At 47.5% G+C, this 17,251-nt stretch carries 15 protein-coding genes; 8 read left to right on the top strand and 7 right to left on the bottom strand.

Translation table 11 applies throughout. The annotated features are described in order from the left end of the window. Positions 1–92 precede the first annotated feature (92 nt). From Q8M75_RS06250 to Q8M75_RS06235, 4 genes are all read right to left on the bottom strand, one after another. Entirely contained in the window at positions 93–1,130 is a 1,038-nt protein-coding gene (locus tag Q8M75_RS06250; protein ID WP_305487450.1) for a TauD/TfdA family dioxygenase, read from the bottom strand. 162 nt (positions 1,131–1,292) lie between these two features. Beyond that, positions 1,293–2,294, bottom strand: coding sequence for a tripartite tricarboxylate transporter substrate binding protein (locus Q8M75_RS06245; protein ID WP_305487448.1), 1,002 nt, complete (start codon positions 2,292–2,294; stop codon positions 1,293–1,295). A 148-nt stretch (positions 2,295–2,442) separates the two neighbouring features. After that, entirely contained in the window at positions 2,443–3,219 is a 777-nt protein-coding gene (locus tag Q8M75_RS06240; protein ID WP_305487446.1) for a ferredoxin--NADP reductase, read from the bottom strand. A gap of 93 nt (positions 3,220–3,312) precedes the next feature. Then, positions 3,313–4,062: a sulfite exporter TauE/SafE family protein gene (locus Q8M75_RS06235; protein ID WP_305487444.1), complete on the bottom strand. Its 750-nt coding sequence runs from the start codon at positions 4,060–4,062 to the stop codon at positions 3,313–3,315. Between the two features lie 418 nt (positions 4,063–4,480). On the opposite strand from Q8M75_RS06235, the gene Q8M75_RS06230 reads away from it, so the two are divergent. The 6 genes from Q8M75_RS06230 (at position 4,481) to Q8M75_RS06205 (ending at position 11,347) form a co-directional block, all read left to right on the top strand. Continuing rightward, positions 4,481–5,503: a TRAP transporter substrate-binding protein gene (locus tag Q8M75_RS06230; RefSeq protein ID WP_305487442.1), complete on the top strand. Its 1,023-nt coding sequence runs from the start codon at positions 4,481–4,483 to the stop codon at positions 5,501–5,503. 52 nt (positions 5,504–5,555) lie between these two features. Continuing rightward, positions 5,556–6,119, top strand: coding sequence for a TRAP transporter small permease subunit (locus Q8M75_RS06225; RefSeq protein WP_305487440.1), 564 nt, complete (start codon positions 5,556–5,558; stop codon positions 6,117–6,119). Between the two features lies 1 nt (position 6,120). Further along, positions 6,121–7,431, top strand: coding sequence for a TRAP transporter large permease subunit (locus Q8M75_RS06220; protein ID WP_305487438.1), 1,311 nt, complete (start codon positions 6,121–6,123; stop codon positions 7,429–7,431). 130 nt (positions 7,432–7,561) lie between these two features. Next, a complete protein-coding gene (locus tag Q8M75_RS06215; RefSeq protein WP_305487435.1) occupies positions 7,562–8,395 on the top strand; it encodes a 3-keto-5-aminohexanoate cleavage protein in 834 nt (277 codons plus the stop codon). Between the two features lie 6 nt (positions 8,396–8,401). Further along, entirely contained in the window at positions 8,402–10,006 is a 1,605-nt protein-coding gene (locus tag Q8M75_RS06210; protein ID WP_305487434.1) for a GMC family oxidoreductase, read from the top strand. 57 nt (positions 10,007–10,063) lie between these two features. Beyond that, a complete protein-coding gene (locus tag Q8M75_RS06205) occupies positions 10,064–11,347 on the top strand; it encodes a SulP family inorganic anion transporter (protein ID WP_305487431.1) in 1,284 nt (427 codons plus the stop codon). Between the two features lie 5 nt (positions 11,348–11,352). On the opposite strand, the gene Q8M75_RS06200 is transcribed toward Q8M75_RS06205, so the two are convergent. Genes Q8M75_RS06200 through Q8M75_RS06190 form a run of 3 tightly spaced genes read right to left on the bottom strand, consistent with a single transcriptional unit; the run spans position 11,353 to position 15,362 of the window. Beyond that, the gene (locus Q8M75_RS06200; protein WP_305487430.1) at positions 11,353–12,897 is read right to left on the bottom strand and encodes an AMP-binding protein; all 1,545 of its coding nucleotides are present in this window, start codon (positions 12,895–12,897) and stop codon (positions 11,353–11,355) included. A 35-nt stretch (positions 12,898–12,932) separates the two neighbouring features. Further along, positions 12,933–14,336, bottom strand: a complete 1,404-nt coding sequence (locus tag Q8M75_RS06195) for an aldehyde dehydrogenase family protein (RefSeq protein WP_305487428.1) — start codon at positions 14,334–14,336, stop codon at positions 12,933–12,935. Between the two features lie 42 nt (positions 14,337–14,378). Continuing rightward, complete coding sequence (locus tag Q8M75_RS06190) at positions 14,379–15,362, bottom strand: tripartite tricarboxylate transporter substrate binding protein (RefSeq protein WP_305487426.1); 984 nt, start codon at positions 15,360–15,362, stop codon at positions 14,379–14,381. 169 nt (positions 15,363–15,531) lie between these two features. Between Q8M75_RS06190 and Q8M75_RS06185 the strand changes: the two genes are divergently transcribed. Both Q8M75_RS06185 and Q8M75_RS06180 read left to right on the top strand, forming a co-directional pair. Continuing rightward, positions 15,532–16,332 carry an IclR family transcriptional regulator gene (locus Q8M75_RS06185; RefSeq protein WP_305487424.1) on the top strand — a complete coding sequence of 267 codons (801 nt, stop codon included), beginning with the start codon at positions 15,532–15,534 and terminating at the stop codon, positions 16,330–16,332. A gap of 15 nt (positions 16,333–16,347) precedes the next feature. After that, the gene (locus Q8M75_RS06180) at positions 16,348–17,250 is read left to right on the top strand and encodes a bifunctional enoyl-CoA hydratase/phosphate acetyltransferase (RefSeq protein WP_305487422.1); all 903 of its coding nucleotides are present in this window, start codon (positions 16,348–16,350) and stop codon (positions 17,248–17,250) included. Position 17,251 lies beyond the last annotated feature (1 nt).

Genomic DNA, 17,251 nt, shown 5'->3' with positions numbered 1-17,251 from the left:
CCTTACAAGTAGATGCGTTTGAAGGGCCTCCTAAACGATTGCGCACCCAAGATTACATGCATCAAAGAGCGCATTAGAGTCTTTAAATGCAACTAGTTAAAATTTAACTCGACAGTCAAATTGGTGCCAGGGACAATAATCCCTCCACGATCTCCGGCGTTTACAGAGCCCCATCGAGCAGCAAAATAATCGGGCAGCGGTCTTCCAGCGAGGGGTGATATCCATAACCTGAGTAAATGACGCTGGCGCTCGGGCTCTGGCCAATTTTCAAAATCACTACGTGAATGAAAAATCTGGTGGTTGTGAATAATCTGAATGTCACCTGGCTCAAAACTCATCGGCAGAATCAATTTACCTTCTGCAATAATTTCATCGAGCAAATTCATGACATCAATTTGTTTTTGAGTAAGTCGCGGAGCCTCTGGAAAATTAGTTTGAGCCGATTCTATATAGGGCCGAATATAGACACAGGTTAACTCGCCCTGATACCAACTAAAAATGGGCATATCAAACCAGGGATTTAGGCCTGCAGGCACCTCACCACGGCGGTCCGTGGGATAGGGCATAAAAAGTGCCTCTACTAAATCGGGTCGTCTTCGAGCAATTTCATTGTATGTGCTCATGGAGCTTGCGAGATACGATTCGCCACCCTTCTTCGCTTTTTGCAAACACAAGAGCGCAACAAAATCCGATGAGTCGGTATGAAACTCTAATTTTTTATTCGTCTGATAAAACCGGGTTTTACTATCGGTAATATCAGCACCTTGATCGCGAATATGGCCTAATAAGTGCCCCTTTGCGTTATTGCTTCTTAAGCTACCCAAATGACAGCCTAGACCAAGATAGATCACAGACGCTAATTTAATGCCAAGCTCTTGAACTGGAATTCCCCTGAGCAGTACAAAGCCACGCCCGGCTAATAGCTCTTTTAAGATTTCATTTATTAAGGTATGAATTGTTGGGAGCGGAAAGTCCTCTTTCGTTATTTGCTCTAATGGCTTCCCCAAACTTAAAAAATGGTGAGCCGCTTGGTTTAATTCAGCGAGCTGACTTTGAGACCACTCTATCTTCCACGATTGATCATGTTGCATTTCAGCGCCGGTCCAAACGCTAGAGCCGCTGATTTGCATAGGAAAATCGTTCGGTGCTTTAATTTCTTTATTGATATTGTTAAGCATAGAAATAAAAAATTGAAATGCCTTACATAAATCTTTTTTGGGACTTTTTTAGCTGCGCTTTTTTCTCAGTGTGAATTAGCCTCATGAGCCAATTCACACTAAAGAAAATTCAGGTTACTTTTTCAGGTTAAGCTGAGTGCCGAGCTTGCTGTAGAGCTCAAATTGCTCTTTAGCAAAGCTTTCGGTTTCCTGAGGTGAGCGTATTGCTGGGATCGCACCAACGGTATCGTTGCCTCGTATCCAACCTGGATCAACAGCCACTTGTTTTAGTACAGCCTGCCATTTAGCCACTACTTCTGCAGGTAATCCAGGCGGACCATAAAGCCCGCTCCACCCCATCACTTGCTCAAGATTAGAAACGCCCATTTCACGTGCAGTGGGGACATCTGGGAAATCCTTTAGGCGGCTTGGTGTCGAGGTTACGAGCGCACGCACAGCACCGCCCTTGATCTGCCCGACTAAGGTAGTAAGGTTATTGCAGATAAACTGAACTTGCCCACCCAGCAATGCGGTTGTAGCTTCGCCGGCACCTTTATAGGGAATCATCATGGCGGCTGTGGATGGCATATTGAGCTGACTCAATACAACCTCTACTGCTAAATGCTGAGTGGTTCCTGGTCCAGCTGTGGCGTAATTTAATTTACCTGGATTTGCTTTGATTCCGCCAATCAGGTCTGTAAATGTTTTGTATGGCGAATCGGCCTTGACAATACAAACGACAGGATTGAAATCCAATAATGTGATGAAGGTAAAGTCGTTCCACTTATAGGGTGTGCTGCTATCCAGCGCCGGGGTAATCGCTTGAGAACCTCCCCGTGACACTAATAAAGTGTATCCATCGGGGGCTGAAGTTCTGACCCGTTGTGAACCAATCGTGCCTGAAGCGCCTGGAATATTAGTGACGACCACTGGCTGACCAATAAACTTGGTGACGGATGCCGCGAGATTTCTGCCAGAGAAGTCGCTATCACCACCGGCAGCATAAGGCGCCACTAATGTAATAGGTTTGTTGGGGTAGGTTTGGGCCTGTGACACACCAATACTCAGTGTCGCTATCAAAGCACCTACCGATAGTAACGCTGGCTTTAAGAATGTGCGCTTTAAATCTTTATCCATTTCATGACTCCAGTAAGAACATTAAAAGATAAGTTCACGTTAGCAAGCGTATAAAAGAGATGCAATACGAGTAATCCCCTAATACTGTTTTTTATCGCAATACAGTCTCTTTACTTGAACCAGCAGACCCAAGCACACAACTCCCAACCTACTTCTCAACAAACGCCCGCTCAAAGACATAATCCCCGAGTTGCCCGAGGCTAGGAGAGACCACAAAGCCTCTAGCGTCTAACATGGCGCAGGTTTCTTTAAGCATGGCAGGACTGCCGCAAATCATGCCGCGATCGGTTTTGGGGTCGAGGGGTGGCAAACCAATGTCTTTAAAGAGCTGGCCCGTCTCAATGGCGGTAGTGAGGCGCCCGGTTTGCTTAAATGCCTCCCGGGTCACCGTGGGGTAATAAATCAGCTGATTCCGTACGAGCTCACCAATGTACTCATCTTGGGTCAATTCGTTCTTGATGTACTCGCCATAGGCGAGTTCGCTAACAAGGCGCACCCCATGGATGAGCACCACCTTCTCAAAGCGCTCATAGGTATCGGGATCCCGAATAATGCTCATAAAGGGAGCTAAGCCGGTACCGGTACTAAAGAGGTAGAGGTGTTTGCCGGGATTAAGGTCATCAATCACTAGCGTGCCTACCGACTTTTCGCTGACCAAAATGGGGTCGCCCACTTTAATGTGCTGCAAACGCGAGGTTAAGGGGCCATCGGGCACCTTAATGCTTAAAAACTCGAGGTGCTCAGCATAGTTGGGGCTAGCCACGCTATAGGCTCTAGCTAAAGGCCTGCCATCGACTTCCAGACCAATCATTAAGAAGTGGCCATTACGAAAGCGCAGGCCTTGATGGCGGGTAGTCGTAAAACTAAAAAGAGTGTCGTTCCAGTGATGAATCGAGAGAACGGTTTCGGTATTGTAGGTAGCCATAAGGTACAAAAAATAGGAATTATCCCAATGATATACGCTTAAGGATCAATGGAGATAAGCCAAGATAGATCATGTATTTAGTGCGTATCCCAGTCATAGCACGGCCAGCACTGCCAAATTAAATGCTGCATTCACAATAAGCAGATACAGGCAAAACGTTTTAATAAAACTGGCGGATAAATCTCGCCGCTGCAGCAAGATCTTTGCCAAGTACATACCGAAAAAATAGGCAGGCAGCGCAAATAAGAGCCAAGGCAGCCAAGCAATCCCTCCTCCTAATACGCTCGCGGCAACAATTGCCAGCAAACAGACGCCAGAAACAAATTGGGACAGCAATGCCCTTGAACGCTCAAACTGCAGGCCACTGGCATTCAAATAAAGCGCTACAGGGGGGCCGCCAATGCCGCATGAGCCTAAGAGTATTCCGGACAAGCCACCCGCAAGAGAATCCCGAAACGCGGAGAGCTTGATAGCTAAATTGACACGGACCAGTAAAAAAATCGAAAACGCAATCACCACAATTCCAGTGGTAATTTTGAGCACGGCGATCGGAACGGCCTCACCCAAAAAAATACCAAAGGGCAACAGTATTGCAGCCAAGACCCACATTCGATATAAGCTGGGCATGTCCTCTTTATTGACCTTCCATTGGGTGGAGAGCCAGAGGCCGCCAAGCAGTTCGGCCGACATCACAATGGGAATAAAAAAGGGAACTGGGAAAAACCACATCAGCAGCGGCGACATAATGAGCGCCCCACCAAATCCACTGAGGCGTCGTATTAAACCACCCAAGATGGCAGAGAAAAACAAAATTCCTATTAAAAGCGGATCAACCGCACTCACTTGATACGATCCATACTACCGTTCACCAATACGTATCTGATGAACGTAAAACCAAAAAGATCACCCATCTTTAAGTCCTCAATTATGTGCAAATTGCAAATTAATTGGCACGGGATATTGTTTTCAAATGCCAGTAGCGAGGATATTCCAAAAATGATGAATAAATGTAATTTTTTGTTCTATTGAGTGGAACAAAATAAGTTTTTATGTGCTATTCCTAATCGTTTTTACTAATATAAAACATCTTGTTCCGCTAAGTTGAATGATGTATTGTTTGTATTGACACACAAAGTAGTTTGTAACTAACTCAAATAAGGAGTTTGAAATGATGATTCAATTTGTAAAACGGGTGGCTGCAGTTACCGCTCTATCGGCCGCTCTATGCGGAATGACGTTTGCACAGTCAGCGCCAATCAAAATGAAGCTACAGACCGGCGTGCCTTCTGCCAGTATTTATTTTGAACTCATGAAAAACTTTGGAGAGCGCGTTGACAAGATGTCAAATGGCCGCCTTAAAGTCGAAGTATTGCCCGATGGTGCTGTTGTTGGTGCTTTTGGAATTTTAGATGCGGTTGATAAAGGTGTAGTTGACGGCGGTTTTGCTTGGACTCATTACTGGTCAGGTAAAAACTCTGCAGCAGCTCTTTTCTCCAACCCAGCATCTGGTTCAGGCGTTGGTTTGGACCAGGTCTCGCACATGGCCTGGCTTAAAAACGGTGGCGGCGACCAACTCTATGAGCGTCTTTTTACTGAGGTCCTCAAAACCAATATCAAGCCATTCATGATTCAGCCTATGGGTCCTGATCCATTTGGTTGGTTCAAAAAGCCTATTAATTCGATTGCGGATATGAAGCCAATGAAGTACCGCTCCCCCCCAGGATTAACGGCGGAGATTTTTAAGGAAATGGGTTTAACTACTGTCGCGATGCCAGGCTCTGAAATTGTTCCTGCAGCACAGCGTGGCGTGATTGATGCCGCAGAGTGGATTGGGCCAGCTGACGATATGATTTTGGGTTTCCAAAATGTGTTTAAGCATTACTATCTACAAGGTTTACATCAGTCAACTGACGTCGCAGAACTTTTAATTAACAAAACCTTCTGGGATAAATTGCCTGCCGATCTTAAAGTGATTGTTGAAACTGCAGTTTCTGCAACCATTGCAGAAACATATACATTTAACGTATACCGCAACGCAGTTGCCTTAGAAAAACTCAAGAAGGATCATGGCGTAACTGTTCATGACACTCCAAAAGAGTTCTTCACTGCATTCCAAAAAGCAACAGCCGTAGTTTATACGCGCGAATCCGAGAAAAACCCCTTCTTCAAAGAAGTTCTTGAATCCCAGCGTAAATTTGCAGGCATTGTTGTCCCTTACTGGACCCAAATTAATGGCCTTTACTACAACATCGGTGCAACTGTAGTAAATAGTAAGAAGAAATAATTTAAAGTCTTAGCTATACATAAAGGGGTGGGTATTCCCACCCCTTTTTTAAATGGAATTAACGGTGTTAAATACAACTCAAGAGTTAATCGCATTTTCTAGAAAACTGGATCGCATTACTTCAATCGCAGGCAACATTGTGGGTTGGATGCTGATTCCCATGATTCTTAGTCTGGCTTATGAAGTGGTGGCGCGTTATGCATTTAGCGCCCCAACTATCTGGGCGTATGACATGACATTTATGCTTTACGGCGCCTTTTTTATGCTGGGCTCGAGCTATACCCTGAAACACAAGGGCCATATTCGTACTGATATGTTTTATGACAATTGGTCACCAAAAAAGCAAGCCCTAGTTGATCTTGCTTGTTACCTAATCCTCTTCTACCCTTTTGTGCTGATTTTTACAATCGTGGGATGGGAATATTTCTATAAAGCCTTCTCCAGCAACGAGCGCTTTGTCTCAAGTCCTTGGATGGCAATTACCTGGCCTTTTAAGCTGACATTACCGCTAACCGGTTTTCTGCTTTTTATTCAAGGACTTTCCGAAGTAAGCAAATGCCTAGTTGCGATTCGATCAAACGAATGGCCCTTAGATACTACAAGCGAAGGGGCATAAGATGGATCATCAAATTTTAGGTATTGTTGGTTTAGGCGTTTTACTCTGCGCCATCTTTATTGGCTTTCCAATTGCGTTCACGCTCGGAGCGCTCAGCATCATCATGGGTTTTATTGCCTTAGGTCCCGTTGTATTTGATCTTGCGATCTTGCAAACGCTGTCCGTTATGCAAGATAGCGTCTTAGCATCAATCCCCTTCTTTCTTTTTATGGGATTTTTACTAGAGCAGTCCGGGATTATGGAGCGCTTGTTTGGTGCGATTCAGCAATTGTTTGCCGGTATTCGGGGCTCACTCTATCTCGCAGTCATTGTTACCGCCACGATTTTTGCTGCCGCAACAGGCATCGTAGGCTCATCGGTTGTCTTACTAGGCGTAATGGCTGCGCCATCCATGATTAAAAGTGGTTATGACGTGCGCATGTCCGCAGGAGCAATTACCGCTGGCGGCACATTGGGCATCCTGATACCGCCCTCCGTGATGTTGATCGTCATGGGGCCGGTCGTTGGGATACCTGCAACGGATTTATTTGCCGCTGCAGTCTTACCGGGCCTGCTTTTAGCTTTTCTCTTTGCCTCTTGGTGCATGATTCGCTGCTGGATCAATCCGGCTTTGGGGCCAGCACTGCCCGTTGAAATGCGTGCAAAGTCACTTAAGCCAGTTTTAATTGATTTAATGATTGGTATTGCGCCAGTGATCGTAGTTTTATTTGCCACCTTAGGCGTAATTCTGGCAGGCATAGCAACTCCAACCGATGCAGGCGCAGTTGGTTGCGTGGCCACCTTCTTACTGACTACTATGTCTGGGCGCATGACGTTAGTCAAAATCAAAAACTGTGTCATGCAAACCTTGCGTGTCTCAAGCATGATTCTGCTATTGGTGACTACTTCAAACCTGTTTGGGTCGGTATTTTCAAGGCTCGGTAGTGCGGATTTAATTGCTAGCTTTCTGACCTCCCTACCCTTGCCACCCATGGTGATGTTGATCTTAATCTTGTTCTTGATTTTCTTACTAGGATGGCCGCTGGAGTGGGTTCCGATTGTCTTAATCGTTGTACCCATCTTCTTACCCATTATTAAAGCAGCAGGTATTGATTTAATTTGGTTTAGCACCTTAGTGGCAGTAACACTCCAGACGGCTTGGCTCTCGCCGCCGGTTGCTCTATCTGCTTATTTCCTTAAAGGAGTAGCACCCTCTTGGAAGATAACGGATATTTATGCTGGGATGTCCCAATTTATGGTGTTACAAATCATTGCGGTCATCCTGCTCCTAGTTTTCCCGCAGTTAGCTACCTGGCTACCATCAGTTAACTAATATGCTATTTTCAGTTGCCCTTTAATTTTCCAGCCATTGAACTGCATTCATCTAGATATTTATTTCACTATCCAAGACATGCTCTGCTCCAAATTTGGAGTATTGAGCTGTCATAACTTTTAGGCGAATTATGAATAAACCTGTCATTATCACTGTAGCTATTACTGGCGCAATCCCTCGTAAAAAGGACTGCCCAGGCCTGCCCGTGACCGTCTCCGAGCAAATCGAAGAAACGCACAAAGCCTATGAGGCGGGCGCAGCATTGGTTCACTTGCATGTGCGCAAGCCCGATGAGAGCCCAAGCTCCGACCCCGATCAGTTTGCAAAAGTCCAGGAAGGTATTAAAAAACATTGCCCAGATATGATTATTCAGTTTTCTACCGGTGGTAGAGGACAAGATCAAGCATTGCGAGGTGCCATGTTATTTCATCGCCCGGATATGGCGTCGTTGGCAACAGGATCAGTCAACTTTCCCCATGGAATTTATGAAAATCCACCAACTTTTGTCGACGGACTTGCAAATGAAATGAATAAGTACGACATCAAGCCAGAGATTGAAGTATTTGATATGGCAATGCTGTACAGCGCCGCTGATTTAATCAAACGCGGATTACTGAAGGCGCCTGCGCATGTTCAGTTTGTGATGGGCGTACCCAATGCCATGCCAGCAAAGCGCAGCATTTTAGAATTCCTGGTAAGTGAGCTAAAGGAAATCATGCCAGACGCAACATGGACCGCGGCTGGCATTGCAAGGCACCAACTGACCGTGAACGAATGGGCACTTGAAATGGGTGGGCACGCTCGCACCGGCCTAGAGGACAATATTAAATATGATCAGACCCGCGTCGCAAAAGACAATGCAGAATTAGTCTCACGCGTTGCCGAGCTGGCTGCTAAATACAATCGTCCCGTTGCAAATGGAAAGCTAGCGCGTGAAATCTTAGGCCTGAGAGCGGCTGGATAACCTCGAATGCAAGACAGCCAGTTTGACTATATTGTTGTTGGCGCCGGATCATCGGGTTGCGTTCTAGCAAACCGCTTGTCAAAAGATGAGGCCAATTCAGTTTGCTTAGTTGAGGCAGGCCCAAAAGACAGTTCGCCCTGGATACACCTGCCGATTGGGTATGGGAAAACCATGTGGGACCCAAAGGTCAATTGGAAATTTGAAACAGAGCCTGATCCGGGAATGAATCAGCGCAAGATTTACTGGCCCCGTGGAAAGTGTTTGGGTGGCTCAAGCTCGATCAATGGCTTAATCTTTATTCGCGGACAAAAAGAAGATTACGACGGCTGGAAGAATCTTGGCAATACCGGTTGGGGCTGGGATGATGTTCTGCCCTACTTTAAAAGAGCGGAAGGCAATGACCGCTTAGGCGAGCCACTCCATTCAAAAACGGGCCCCTTGAAGGCGTCGTCCATACCCAAAAAACACCCGCTAGTAGAGTCATTTATTAAAAGCGCAGTTAGTTTGGGCGTACCAGAAACCGATGACTTTAATAACCTCACCCAAGAGGGTGTAGGCTACTACCAACTGACAACCCATAAAGGCTTACGCTGTAGCACTGCGGTGGCCTATTTAAATCCGATCAAAAACCGCAGCAATCTGACCATCTTGACCGATAGTCAGGTCATGCGCATCGTCTTTGAAGGCCGCCGCGCTGTGGCTGTCGAATTAATTCGCCATGGCAAAAAGCAAACCATTCGAGCCAACAAAGAAATCATTCTGAGCGCTGGTGCCCTGCAATCCCCACAAATTTTGCAGCTATCCGGAATTGGTCCAGCGGCACTCTTGCGCGAATTTAATATTCCGATCATTCACGATCTTCCGGGCGTTGGTGAAAACCTGCAGGACCACCTGCAGTACCGTTTAATTTACGAACTCAATCAACCGATATCAACCAATGTCCAGCTCTCATCGCTTTTTGGCAAAATCAAAATTGGTCTCGATTGGTTACTGTTTCGGGGTGGCCCCCTTTCCATTGGCATTAATCAAGGCGGACTATTCACTAAAGTGATGGAATCATCGCAGACGCCAGACATCCAGTTCCATATGGCAACCCTGTCAGCCGACATGGCAGGCGGCAATGTACACCCCTTTCCGGGCTTCACCATGTCAGTTTGTCAATTAAGGCCCGAGTCTCGCGGTTATGTCCGCATTCAATCGGCAGACCCATTAGTGCCGCCGAAAATGGTTGCCAATTACCTCGCTACAGAACACGATCGCGACATTAGCGTCGCTGCTGTGAAGTTTGCGCGCAAGATTGCACAAACCGAGCCGCTTAAATCGCTCATCACTCGGGAGATTAAGCCGAATAATCCGCAGAGCGATGCCGATCTATTGGAATTTTGCCGCAATAATGGTGCTACGATTTTTCACCCAACAGGTACCTGCCAAATGGGTACGGACTCAGATCCAATGGCCGTATTGGATTCGGAGTTGAGGGTACGGGGTGTAACCGGATTACGGGTGGTCGACTGCTCTGCAATGCCGACATTGCCATCCGGCAATACCAATTGGCCGGCGGTGATGATGGCTGAAAAAGCGGCAGACCTCATACTGAACAAAAAAATATAACGGCATGACTTTTACTTCCCTCGGCAGCCAATCGACAAGACCAATCTGCCGGCATACATGAAACTATTTCCTTTTTTGCAATGGCTGCCGGAATACAAAAAACCGGGGGTGATCCGCGCTGATGTTCTGGCTGGCCTAACCGGCGCCATTGTTGTATTGCCCCAGGGGATTGCATTTGCGTTACTGGCGGGCATGCCGCCTCACTACGGCCTCTACGCTGCTATGGTGCCCTGCTTGATTGCTGCCTTATTTGGGTCAAGCCGCTTGATGGTGACGGGCCCAGCAAACGCAATATCACTCACGACCATGGCACTCATTGCTCCGCTTGCCCTACCGGAGTCACCGCAATACGTTGTATTCGTTCTCACGCTGAGCTTTCTGGTGGGCGTGATTCAGCTGACATTGGGTTTTAGCGGCATTGGAAAATGGGTAGAAAAAGTCCCGCACTCGGTGATTGTTGGGTTTACCGCTGGAGCTGCTGTACTGATTATTAATAGCCAAGCTGGCACCCTGCTGGGGATGAGCATACCGCGAGGGACAGATGTCATTGGTACCCTTAAGGCCATTGCTACTTTCGCGCTCAGTGGTGATATGCAATGGGAATCCATTGCCGTGGTGTTGATCACGCTTGGCATCATTCGCCTATGGAACCCACTCAATAAATACATACCGTCCATGCTGATTGCGGTCATTATTGGCGCTATTGCAGCAATGCTGATCGAGCTTGCCTTTCCCCAGATGACTCCATTTAAGCGCGTCAGCAGCATTCCAGGGGCATTTCCTCCGATCTCAATGCCGGACTTAAGCCTCCCCACCTTGCAAAAATTATTTGCTGCCACGCTCATCATGACTTTACTGGCCTCTACTGAGGCAATGGCAATTGCACGCGCGATCGCCTTGAAAACAAAAGATACATTCAATGCCAATCAAGAGTTCATCGGGCAAGGATTAGCTAACGTGGCGGGTTCTTTTTTCTCTGCCTATCCCTCCAGCGGTTCGTTTAATCGCTCCGGTGTTAACTTAGCTGCAGGAGCAAAAACACCGCTTTCTGCTATCTGCGCTGCTTTTTTCTTGATCATCATCCTGGCTTTTGTATCGCCCCTGGCAAAGCACATTCCTTATGTTGTCATTGCCTCGCTATTATTGCTTGTCGCATGGAAGTTGATTGATTTGGAGCAAATTCGCCACGAAATCAAAGCAGGTAAAGGTGCATGGATACCAATGCTGATTACTGCGATTGGAACAATCACTATTGCGCTTGAATGGGCTATCCTAATTGGTATTTTTTCATCTGCTGTAATGCATCAGATTTTGAAACGAAAGCAAAAGAAAACGAAATAACAGCCTTATTTGGATTGAACTAAATCCAACAACTTCAAGCGCTGCACCTTCCCAGACGGGCCTCTGGGGAGATCATCCATAAATAGAATCAACTTAGGCGTTCTGAACTTACCTAAATTATCTAAACAAAACTGGCGCATCTCGGATTCAGAGCAAGTTAGACCTTCTTTAAGGATGATGCACACCATGATTTCTTGACCGTAGTTTGTATCTGGTATTCCAACCGAGGCGGCATCCAAGACTGCGGGGTGCTTCAAAACCACTTCATCAATTTCCCGCGGAGCAATATTTTCACCGCCCTTAATAATCAATTCTTTTAGTCTGCCGGTAATGAAATAAAAGCCATCAACATCGCGCATGCCGAGGTCGCCTGTTTTCATCCACCCTTCGGCATCAAATGCCTTTTTGGTTTCCGCTTCGCCTTTGTAATAGGCATGCAGGACATTCTCACCTTTGAGGCAAATCTCCCCAGAAACCAGATCCGGTACCACGTTGCCAGAGTCGTCCACAATCTTTGCTGTCACTCCACAGGGCAATCCGGGACTACCGAAGCGCCTACGCTCGTCGTGTGGATTGCAAAACACAATCGAGCAGGTTTCGGTCATGCCCATTGCCTCGATCACGGGCATCCCGAATAAAGCTTCAAACTCGCGATGGTGCTCTGGCGGCAAAGGAGCCGATGCTGAGCGCCCGAAACGGATGTGTTTAAGCTGAGCCATATCGGGCTTGCTGGCACCGCTTTTCGCGGCATTAATTAAATAAGCAATGATGGTCGGGACCATATTGATCCACGTGCAGCGGTATTGAATTGCCATTTTCCACCACGTCGATACTGAAAAATGATGGGGGGCAACAATGGATCCACCAGAAAAGAATGGCGTAATGGTTGAAATAACTTGACCATTGATATGGTAGATGGGCAGCGAACTCAGAACAATATCTGCTGGAGTAAGTCGATGCCATTCGCTAATCGACTTGGCTGCGTGCAATAAATTTCGATGCGTTAATAGCACTCCCTTTGGCGTGCCAGTCGTGCCCGAGGTATACATTAACAAAGCGGGATTGTTGGGATCAATTTGCGGTAAGGGCAATCGGGCCGATTGCAAAAAAGGGCCGGATTCGGCATCCGGATCTAATTCCACCAAGGCGAAGGTACGTTGGGTTTTTTTCAATGCCGCAAATAGGCTCGGCTTGTTCTCTGGGGCATAAAACAGTACCTCAATATCGCTATGGTCCAAAACCCAAGCCAGCTGATCTACCGGCGCCAACAGATTCAATGGAGTCACTACCCGCCCACAAACCATGGTGGCAATAAAAACCGTTGTAGTCTGCCGCCCATTGTGCATAAAGATGCCCACATGACCAGCAGCACTAATCTCCTTGTCCTTCAGCCAGCCCATGAAATGCTCAGCCTCTACCGCCATCTGCCCATACGATAGTTTCTGCTCAGTCTCTGGAGCAAACAGCAAGATATGGTCGGGCTGCTGCTTGGCCCACTTCGTCAAGACTTGGGCAATGCTAGCGCTAGCTTGGTTCAGAATTTCTGCCATATTGAGGGGGATAAATTGCTAGTACGTTAATCTGACTATTTGGGATGCTGACTGAAATAATTGGCCAACAAGGTCTCCACCTCCGGCACTTTTTCAGTAATCGGCCGCACCACACGCGTGGTATTGAGGTAGTGACGATAGTTCATGTTATCGGAGAAATTATTTTTCCCCCAGGTACCACAACCCATAGACAAGGAGAAAGGTAGGCCATTTTCAAAGCTGCCGCCGGTGGCAATCGCATGTGCTTGGTTCACAATCACGCGCGCAACCGGTAAATCACGGGCTAAATCAGCTGCCCTCTCTTCCATCACCGATCCACTGCTTGCCGTATGCAAGCCAACCGAGTGTCCTGCACCTTGATAGGAATAAACTTTGCTAACCAATTCTTTGGCAGCCTGAAAGTTTGCAGCACGCCAGACGGTCAAAATAGGACTTAATTTTTCGCCTGAAAATGGAGCAGTTGGGCCGTAGCCAGTTTCTTCCACCATAAAAAAGCGGGCGCCACTGGCTTTAGGGTGCTGCAACTTGGCCCGCTCCGCAATCACTGCCGGTGATTGCGCTGTTAAGGTTGATGTTAGCTTCCCATTGCTAAACATCACATCATGCAAGCGTTGCTTATCAGCAGCATCCAAGAGCACGCCCCCGGCACGCTCTAATGCATCGATTGCGGCATCATAAACAGCATCCAGTAAGACGGCGCCATTTTCGCTCGAACAGCTTGTGGCGTTATCAAAGGTTTTGGATTGAGTAATTTTTTGTGCGGCGCTATCTAGGTTGGCATTCTCATCAATAATCACAAGAACATTGCCAGCGCCCACCCCGAAGGCCGGCGTACCGCTCGTATAGGCTGAACGTATATTGGCTTGTGAGCCGGTAGCCACCACTAAATCAGCCAATCGCATCAACTCGTGCGTCGCATCTTTTGTGATCGGGTCTGGCAACATCTGCACCAAATCCCGTGGCGCCTTGACTAAATCCAACTGCGCATGCACAAACTGGAGTAATCGCGCGCAGGTGGAAAGTCCTTTTGGTGATGGCGCTATTACAACCGCATTACGGCACTTGAGTGCATTCAAAATTTTATTGATTGGTGTAGCGCCAGGATTAGTTGAGGGCGTAATGGCAGCCACTACCCCTACCGGCCTTGCATACTCCGTAATTCCAGTTGCCGGATCATGCGAAACAACCCCAACTGTTTTGGCATTTTGCAAATCCCGCACCAAGCCCAGTGTTTTCCGAAAGTTCTTTTTAAACTTATCAGCTGCATCACCTAGCCCAGTATCACGCACAGCTAACTCTGCTAATTCAGCATTTCTCCCGGGCTCCAAAATGGCCCATGCCACGGCAGAGACTACCAAATCAACTTGCTCTTGCGTGTACAACTCATACTCTTTTTGCGCAACACGGCCGCGCTTGACGATGTTTTCTACTTCTGACATATGCTCTTTGCTGAAAGTTTAAAAAAATGATTACTAATGCGCTTAGTCGACCTTAATATTGGCGGCTTTTACAACCTGCTTCCACTTGGCGATCTCTTTTTTCACTACAGCGCCCAATTGGGATGGAGAATCACCCACTGCTTCTGCGCCTTGACTGAGTAACTTTTCTTTTACTTCGGGTTGCGCAAGCACTTTTAATGCTGCTTTATTTAAGCGCTCAACGATTGGCTTTGGAGTGCTTGCTGGAACGAACATGGCATACCACGAGTCAACTTCAAAGTCCTTAAAGCCAGATTCGGCCATGGTTGGCACGTCAGGAAATACTGCAGACCTCTTAACGGTTGAAACTGCCAAGGCTTTTACTTTTCCAGATTTCACGAACTGAGCTGCGGCCGGTATCGAAACCCAAAGCAATGGAACTTGTCCTGCAATGACGTCCGTAATAGCTGGGCCACCGCCACGGTAAGGAATATGCACCATATCAACGCCGGCATCTGTTGCCATCATGGCTCCAGCAAGGTGGCCTGGGGAACCATTGCCAACTGAAGCATAAGAGATTGAACCAGGCTTTGCCTTGGCCATCTCAATCACTTCTTTTACATTCTTGGCAGGAAAATTTGGGTTTGCAACCAAAATTTGTGGCAAGGATGCAATGGTTACTACTGGTGAAAAATCCTTCTCCGTATCAAACGGTAATCGTGGGTAAAAAGCTGGATTGATAGTGTGGGATGAAAGCGTGAACAGCACCGTGTATCCATCTGATGGCGATTGTGCAGCTAAAGCAGACCCAATGGAGCCGCCAGCACCGCCGCGATTATCAATAATGACTTGCTGACCCAGCTCTTTTGCAAGGGGCTCCTGCACGATTCGGGCAATCACATCAGTGCCGCCGCCAGGAGGATAAGGCACAATAAATTTAATTGGCTTAGTGGGCCACGATTGAGCATGAGCTGCACCAACCATGAAGGCGCTGGAGAGGCATACGGCAACCCCAGATATCAAGGATATGATCATTTTCTTATTCATACAAACTCCTATAGAAGTTATTTTTGAAAGTCTCCAACAATAACCATACTCTATTCAGCTTAACTGAACAAGTTGTTTCGTATAAGTAAAAACACTAACTTTTTTTTGCTTTAAACTAAGAATGTTCTATTAAAATGAACAAATTGTGTAACTTTATGAGATAAGTCCCATGTCCGAGCTTGAGTTGGTCGAATTATTGGATAACTCCAAAAAGGATGCCTCAAACGAGAATTCGTCGATGCTCAAGGGCATTGTCATTCTAGAGGCGCTTACGGCACTCCGTCAGCCCGCCTCCCTTGCTCACCTCATGCAGATTACCGGGATGCCAAAAGCATCCCTACATCGAACCCTCGCTATTTTTGAAGAGGCCGGCCTTGTGATGCGAGAGCCTGGTGGGAAAGCCTATACACCCGGCGATCGATTAGCGAATCTGGCCCTCGAAACCTTATGCCACGACAACGTCTCCGGCGTTCGGCACTCTATATTGCGCAAACTGGTTTCCGACCTTAAAGAAACATGCAACTTAGCCATTTTGCGCCGCGGCGAATTGTTTTATCTCGATCGCGTTGAGGCGAATTGGGCTTTGCGCCTGCATCTTCCGCCCGGAACGGTCTTGCCACCGCACTGCAGTGCCAGCGGCAAATTGCTTTTGGCATTCAAACCCCCCGAGGAGCGGGCAAAACTGCTCGACAACCTCCCGCTTGAACAATTTACGCATCGCACTATTGTTGATCGTGACGTGCTCGAATCTGAACTCAATCGCATTACGAGTACCGAGTACGCCGTCGATAACGAGGAATATGTGTTGGGTGTGTCTTGCGTAGCAGTGCCGGTACGCGATAAACATGGGGATGCCGTTGCAGCCATTGCCATCCATGCTGCCACAGCCCGGCTGCCGCTAAATCAAGCAATGGAGTACATCCCTCAGCTCCGCGCCGCAGCAGAGCGGATATCGAACACCCTTAGTTGAGCTAATAATCAAAACATGAGTTCAAAATACCCTCTCTTAGAGGCCCTCATTCAAGAGTCAAAAGGAACGAAGCCGCTTGGCGTGGTCTTTCCCCTCAGTGAGCCTGCCCTTGAAACCGTGACGCAGCTCAGGGAGCAGTCTCTGTGCGCCCCCGTATTAATTGGGCCTCAGGAGCAAATTGCCCTATTGGCAAAGAAGATGGGGGCTAATATTAACGGAATACAAATCGTTGATACACCGAACAACCCCATTGAAGCAGCGCAGACTGCAGTGGCCATGGCTAAAGCAGGTGCGCTTGCCGCCCTGATGAAAGGCTCCCTGCATACCGAGGATTTAATGGGCCCGGTGGTCAGCAAAGAAGGTTTGAGAACGGCGCGAAGAACGAGCCATCTCTTTTTGTTTGAGCTCAGCAGCTACCATAAACTCATTGGGATTAGTGACTGCGTTGTTAACATTGCGCCCACGGTTGAGCATAAAAAACACATCTTGCTTAATAGCTTAGATGCACTCGCCAAGATTGGAATCAATCAAGCCAAAGTAGCCATCATTGCAGCAACCGAGGTCGTTAATCCAAGCATGCAGGCAACGGTGGACGCAAAGACATTAGTCGATTTACACCGTGATGATGCTTTTTTTCCAGGGGCATTGATTGAGGGCCCCTTCGGTTTTGATAATGCCATTTCAGCGACCTCTGCCAAAACAAAGGGGATCGACTCCATGGTCTCGGGTGATCCTGATCTCTTGCTCGCCCCCGATCTTCAAGCCGGCAATATTCTGTATAAGTCGCTCATCTATATGGCAGGCGCTGAGTGCGCTGGAGCCATCTTGGGCACGAGCGTGCCAATCATCCTCACATCACGTTCCGACTCCGTTTTTTCCAGAGTAGCATCCACTGCATTAGCACTGCGTCTCGCCTAAA

It is taken from the genome of Polynucleobacter sp., assembly GCF_030693775.1.
Classification (GTDB): Bacteria; Pseudomonadota; Gammaproteobacteria; order Burkholderiales; family Burkholderiaceae; genus Polynucleobacter.
Note: the sequence above shows the minus strand (reverse complement) of the source record. Positions and strands in the feature narration are given on the sequence as shown.

Excerpts from the sequence above, each read along its gene's own strand:
- Q8M75_RS06210 (WP_305487434.1), top strand. The coding sequence starts at position 8,402 with ATGCAAGACAGCCAGTTTGACTATATTGTTGTTGGCGCCGGATCATCG.
- Q8M75_RS06220 (WP_305487438.1), top strand. The coding sequence starts at position 6,121 with ATGGATCATCAAATTTTAGGTATTGTTGGTTTAGGCGTTTTACTCTGC.
- Q8M75_RS06245 (WP_305487448.1), bottom strand. The coding sequence starts at position 2,294 with ATGGATAAAGATTTAAAGCGCACATTCTTAAAGCCAGCGTTACTATCG.
- Q8M75_RS06195 (WP_305487428.1), bottom strand. The coding sequence starts at position 14,336 with ATGTCAGAAGTAGAAAACATCGTCAAGCGCGGCCGTGTTGCGCAAAAA.
- Q8M75_RS06190 (WP_305487426.1), bottom strand. The coding sequence starts at position 15,362 with ATGAATAAGAAAATGATCATATCCTTGATATCTGGGGTTGCCGTATGC.
- Q8M75_RS06225 (WP_305487440.1), top strand. The coding sequence starts at position 5,556 with ATGGAATTAACGGTGTTAAATACAACTCAAGAGTTAATCGCATTTTCT.
- Q8M75_RS06215 (WP_305487435.1), top strand. The coding sequence starts at position 7,562 with ATGAATAAACCTGTCATTATCACTGTAGCTATTACTGGCGCAATCCCT.
- Q8M75_RS06250 (WP_305487450.1), bottom strand. The coding sequence starts at position 1,130 with ATGCAAATCAGCGGCTCTAGCGTTTGGACCGGCGCTGAAATGCAACAT.
- Q8M75_RS06230 (WP_305487442.1), top strand. The coding sequence starts at position 4,481 with ATGAAGCTACAGACCGGCGTGCCTTCTGCCAGTATTTATTTTGAACTC.
- Q8M75_RS06185 (WP_305487424.1), top strand. The coding sequence starts at position 15,532 with ATGTCCGAGCTTGAGTTGGTCGAATTATTGGATAACTCCAAAAAGGAT.
- Q8M75_RS06240 (WP_305487446.1), bottom strand. The coding sequence starts at position 3,219 with ATGGCTACCTACAATACCGAAACCGTTCTCTCGATTCATCACTGGAAC.
- Q8M75_RS06180 (WP_305487422.1), top strand. The coding sequence starts at position 16,348 with ATGAGTTCAAAATACCCTCTCTTAGAGGCCCTCATTCAAGAGTCAAAA.
- Q8M75_RS06205 (WP_305487431.1), top strand. The coding sequence starts at position 10,064 with ATGAAACTATTTCCTTTTTTGCAATGGCTGCCGGAATACAAAAAACCG.
- Q8M75_RS06200 (WP_305487430.1), bottom strand. The coding sequence starts at position 12,897 with ATGGCAGAAATTCTGAACCAAGCTAGCGCTAGCATTGCCCAAGTCTTG.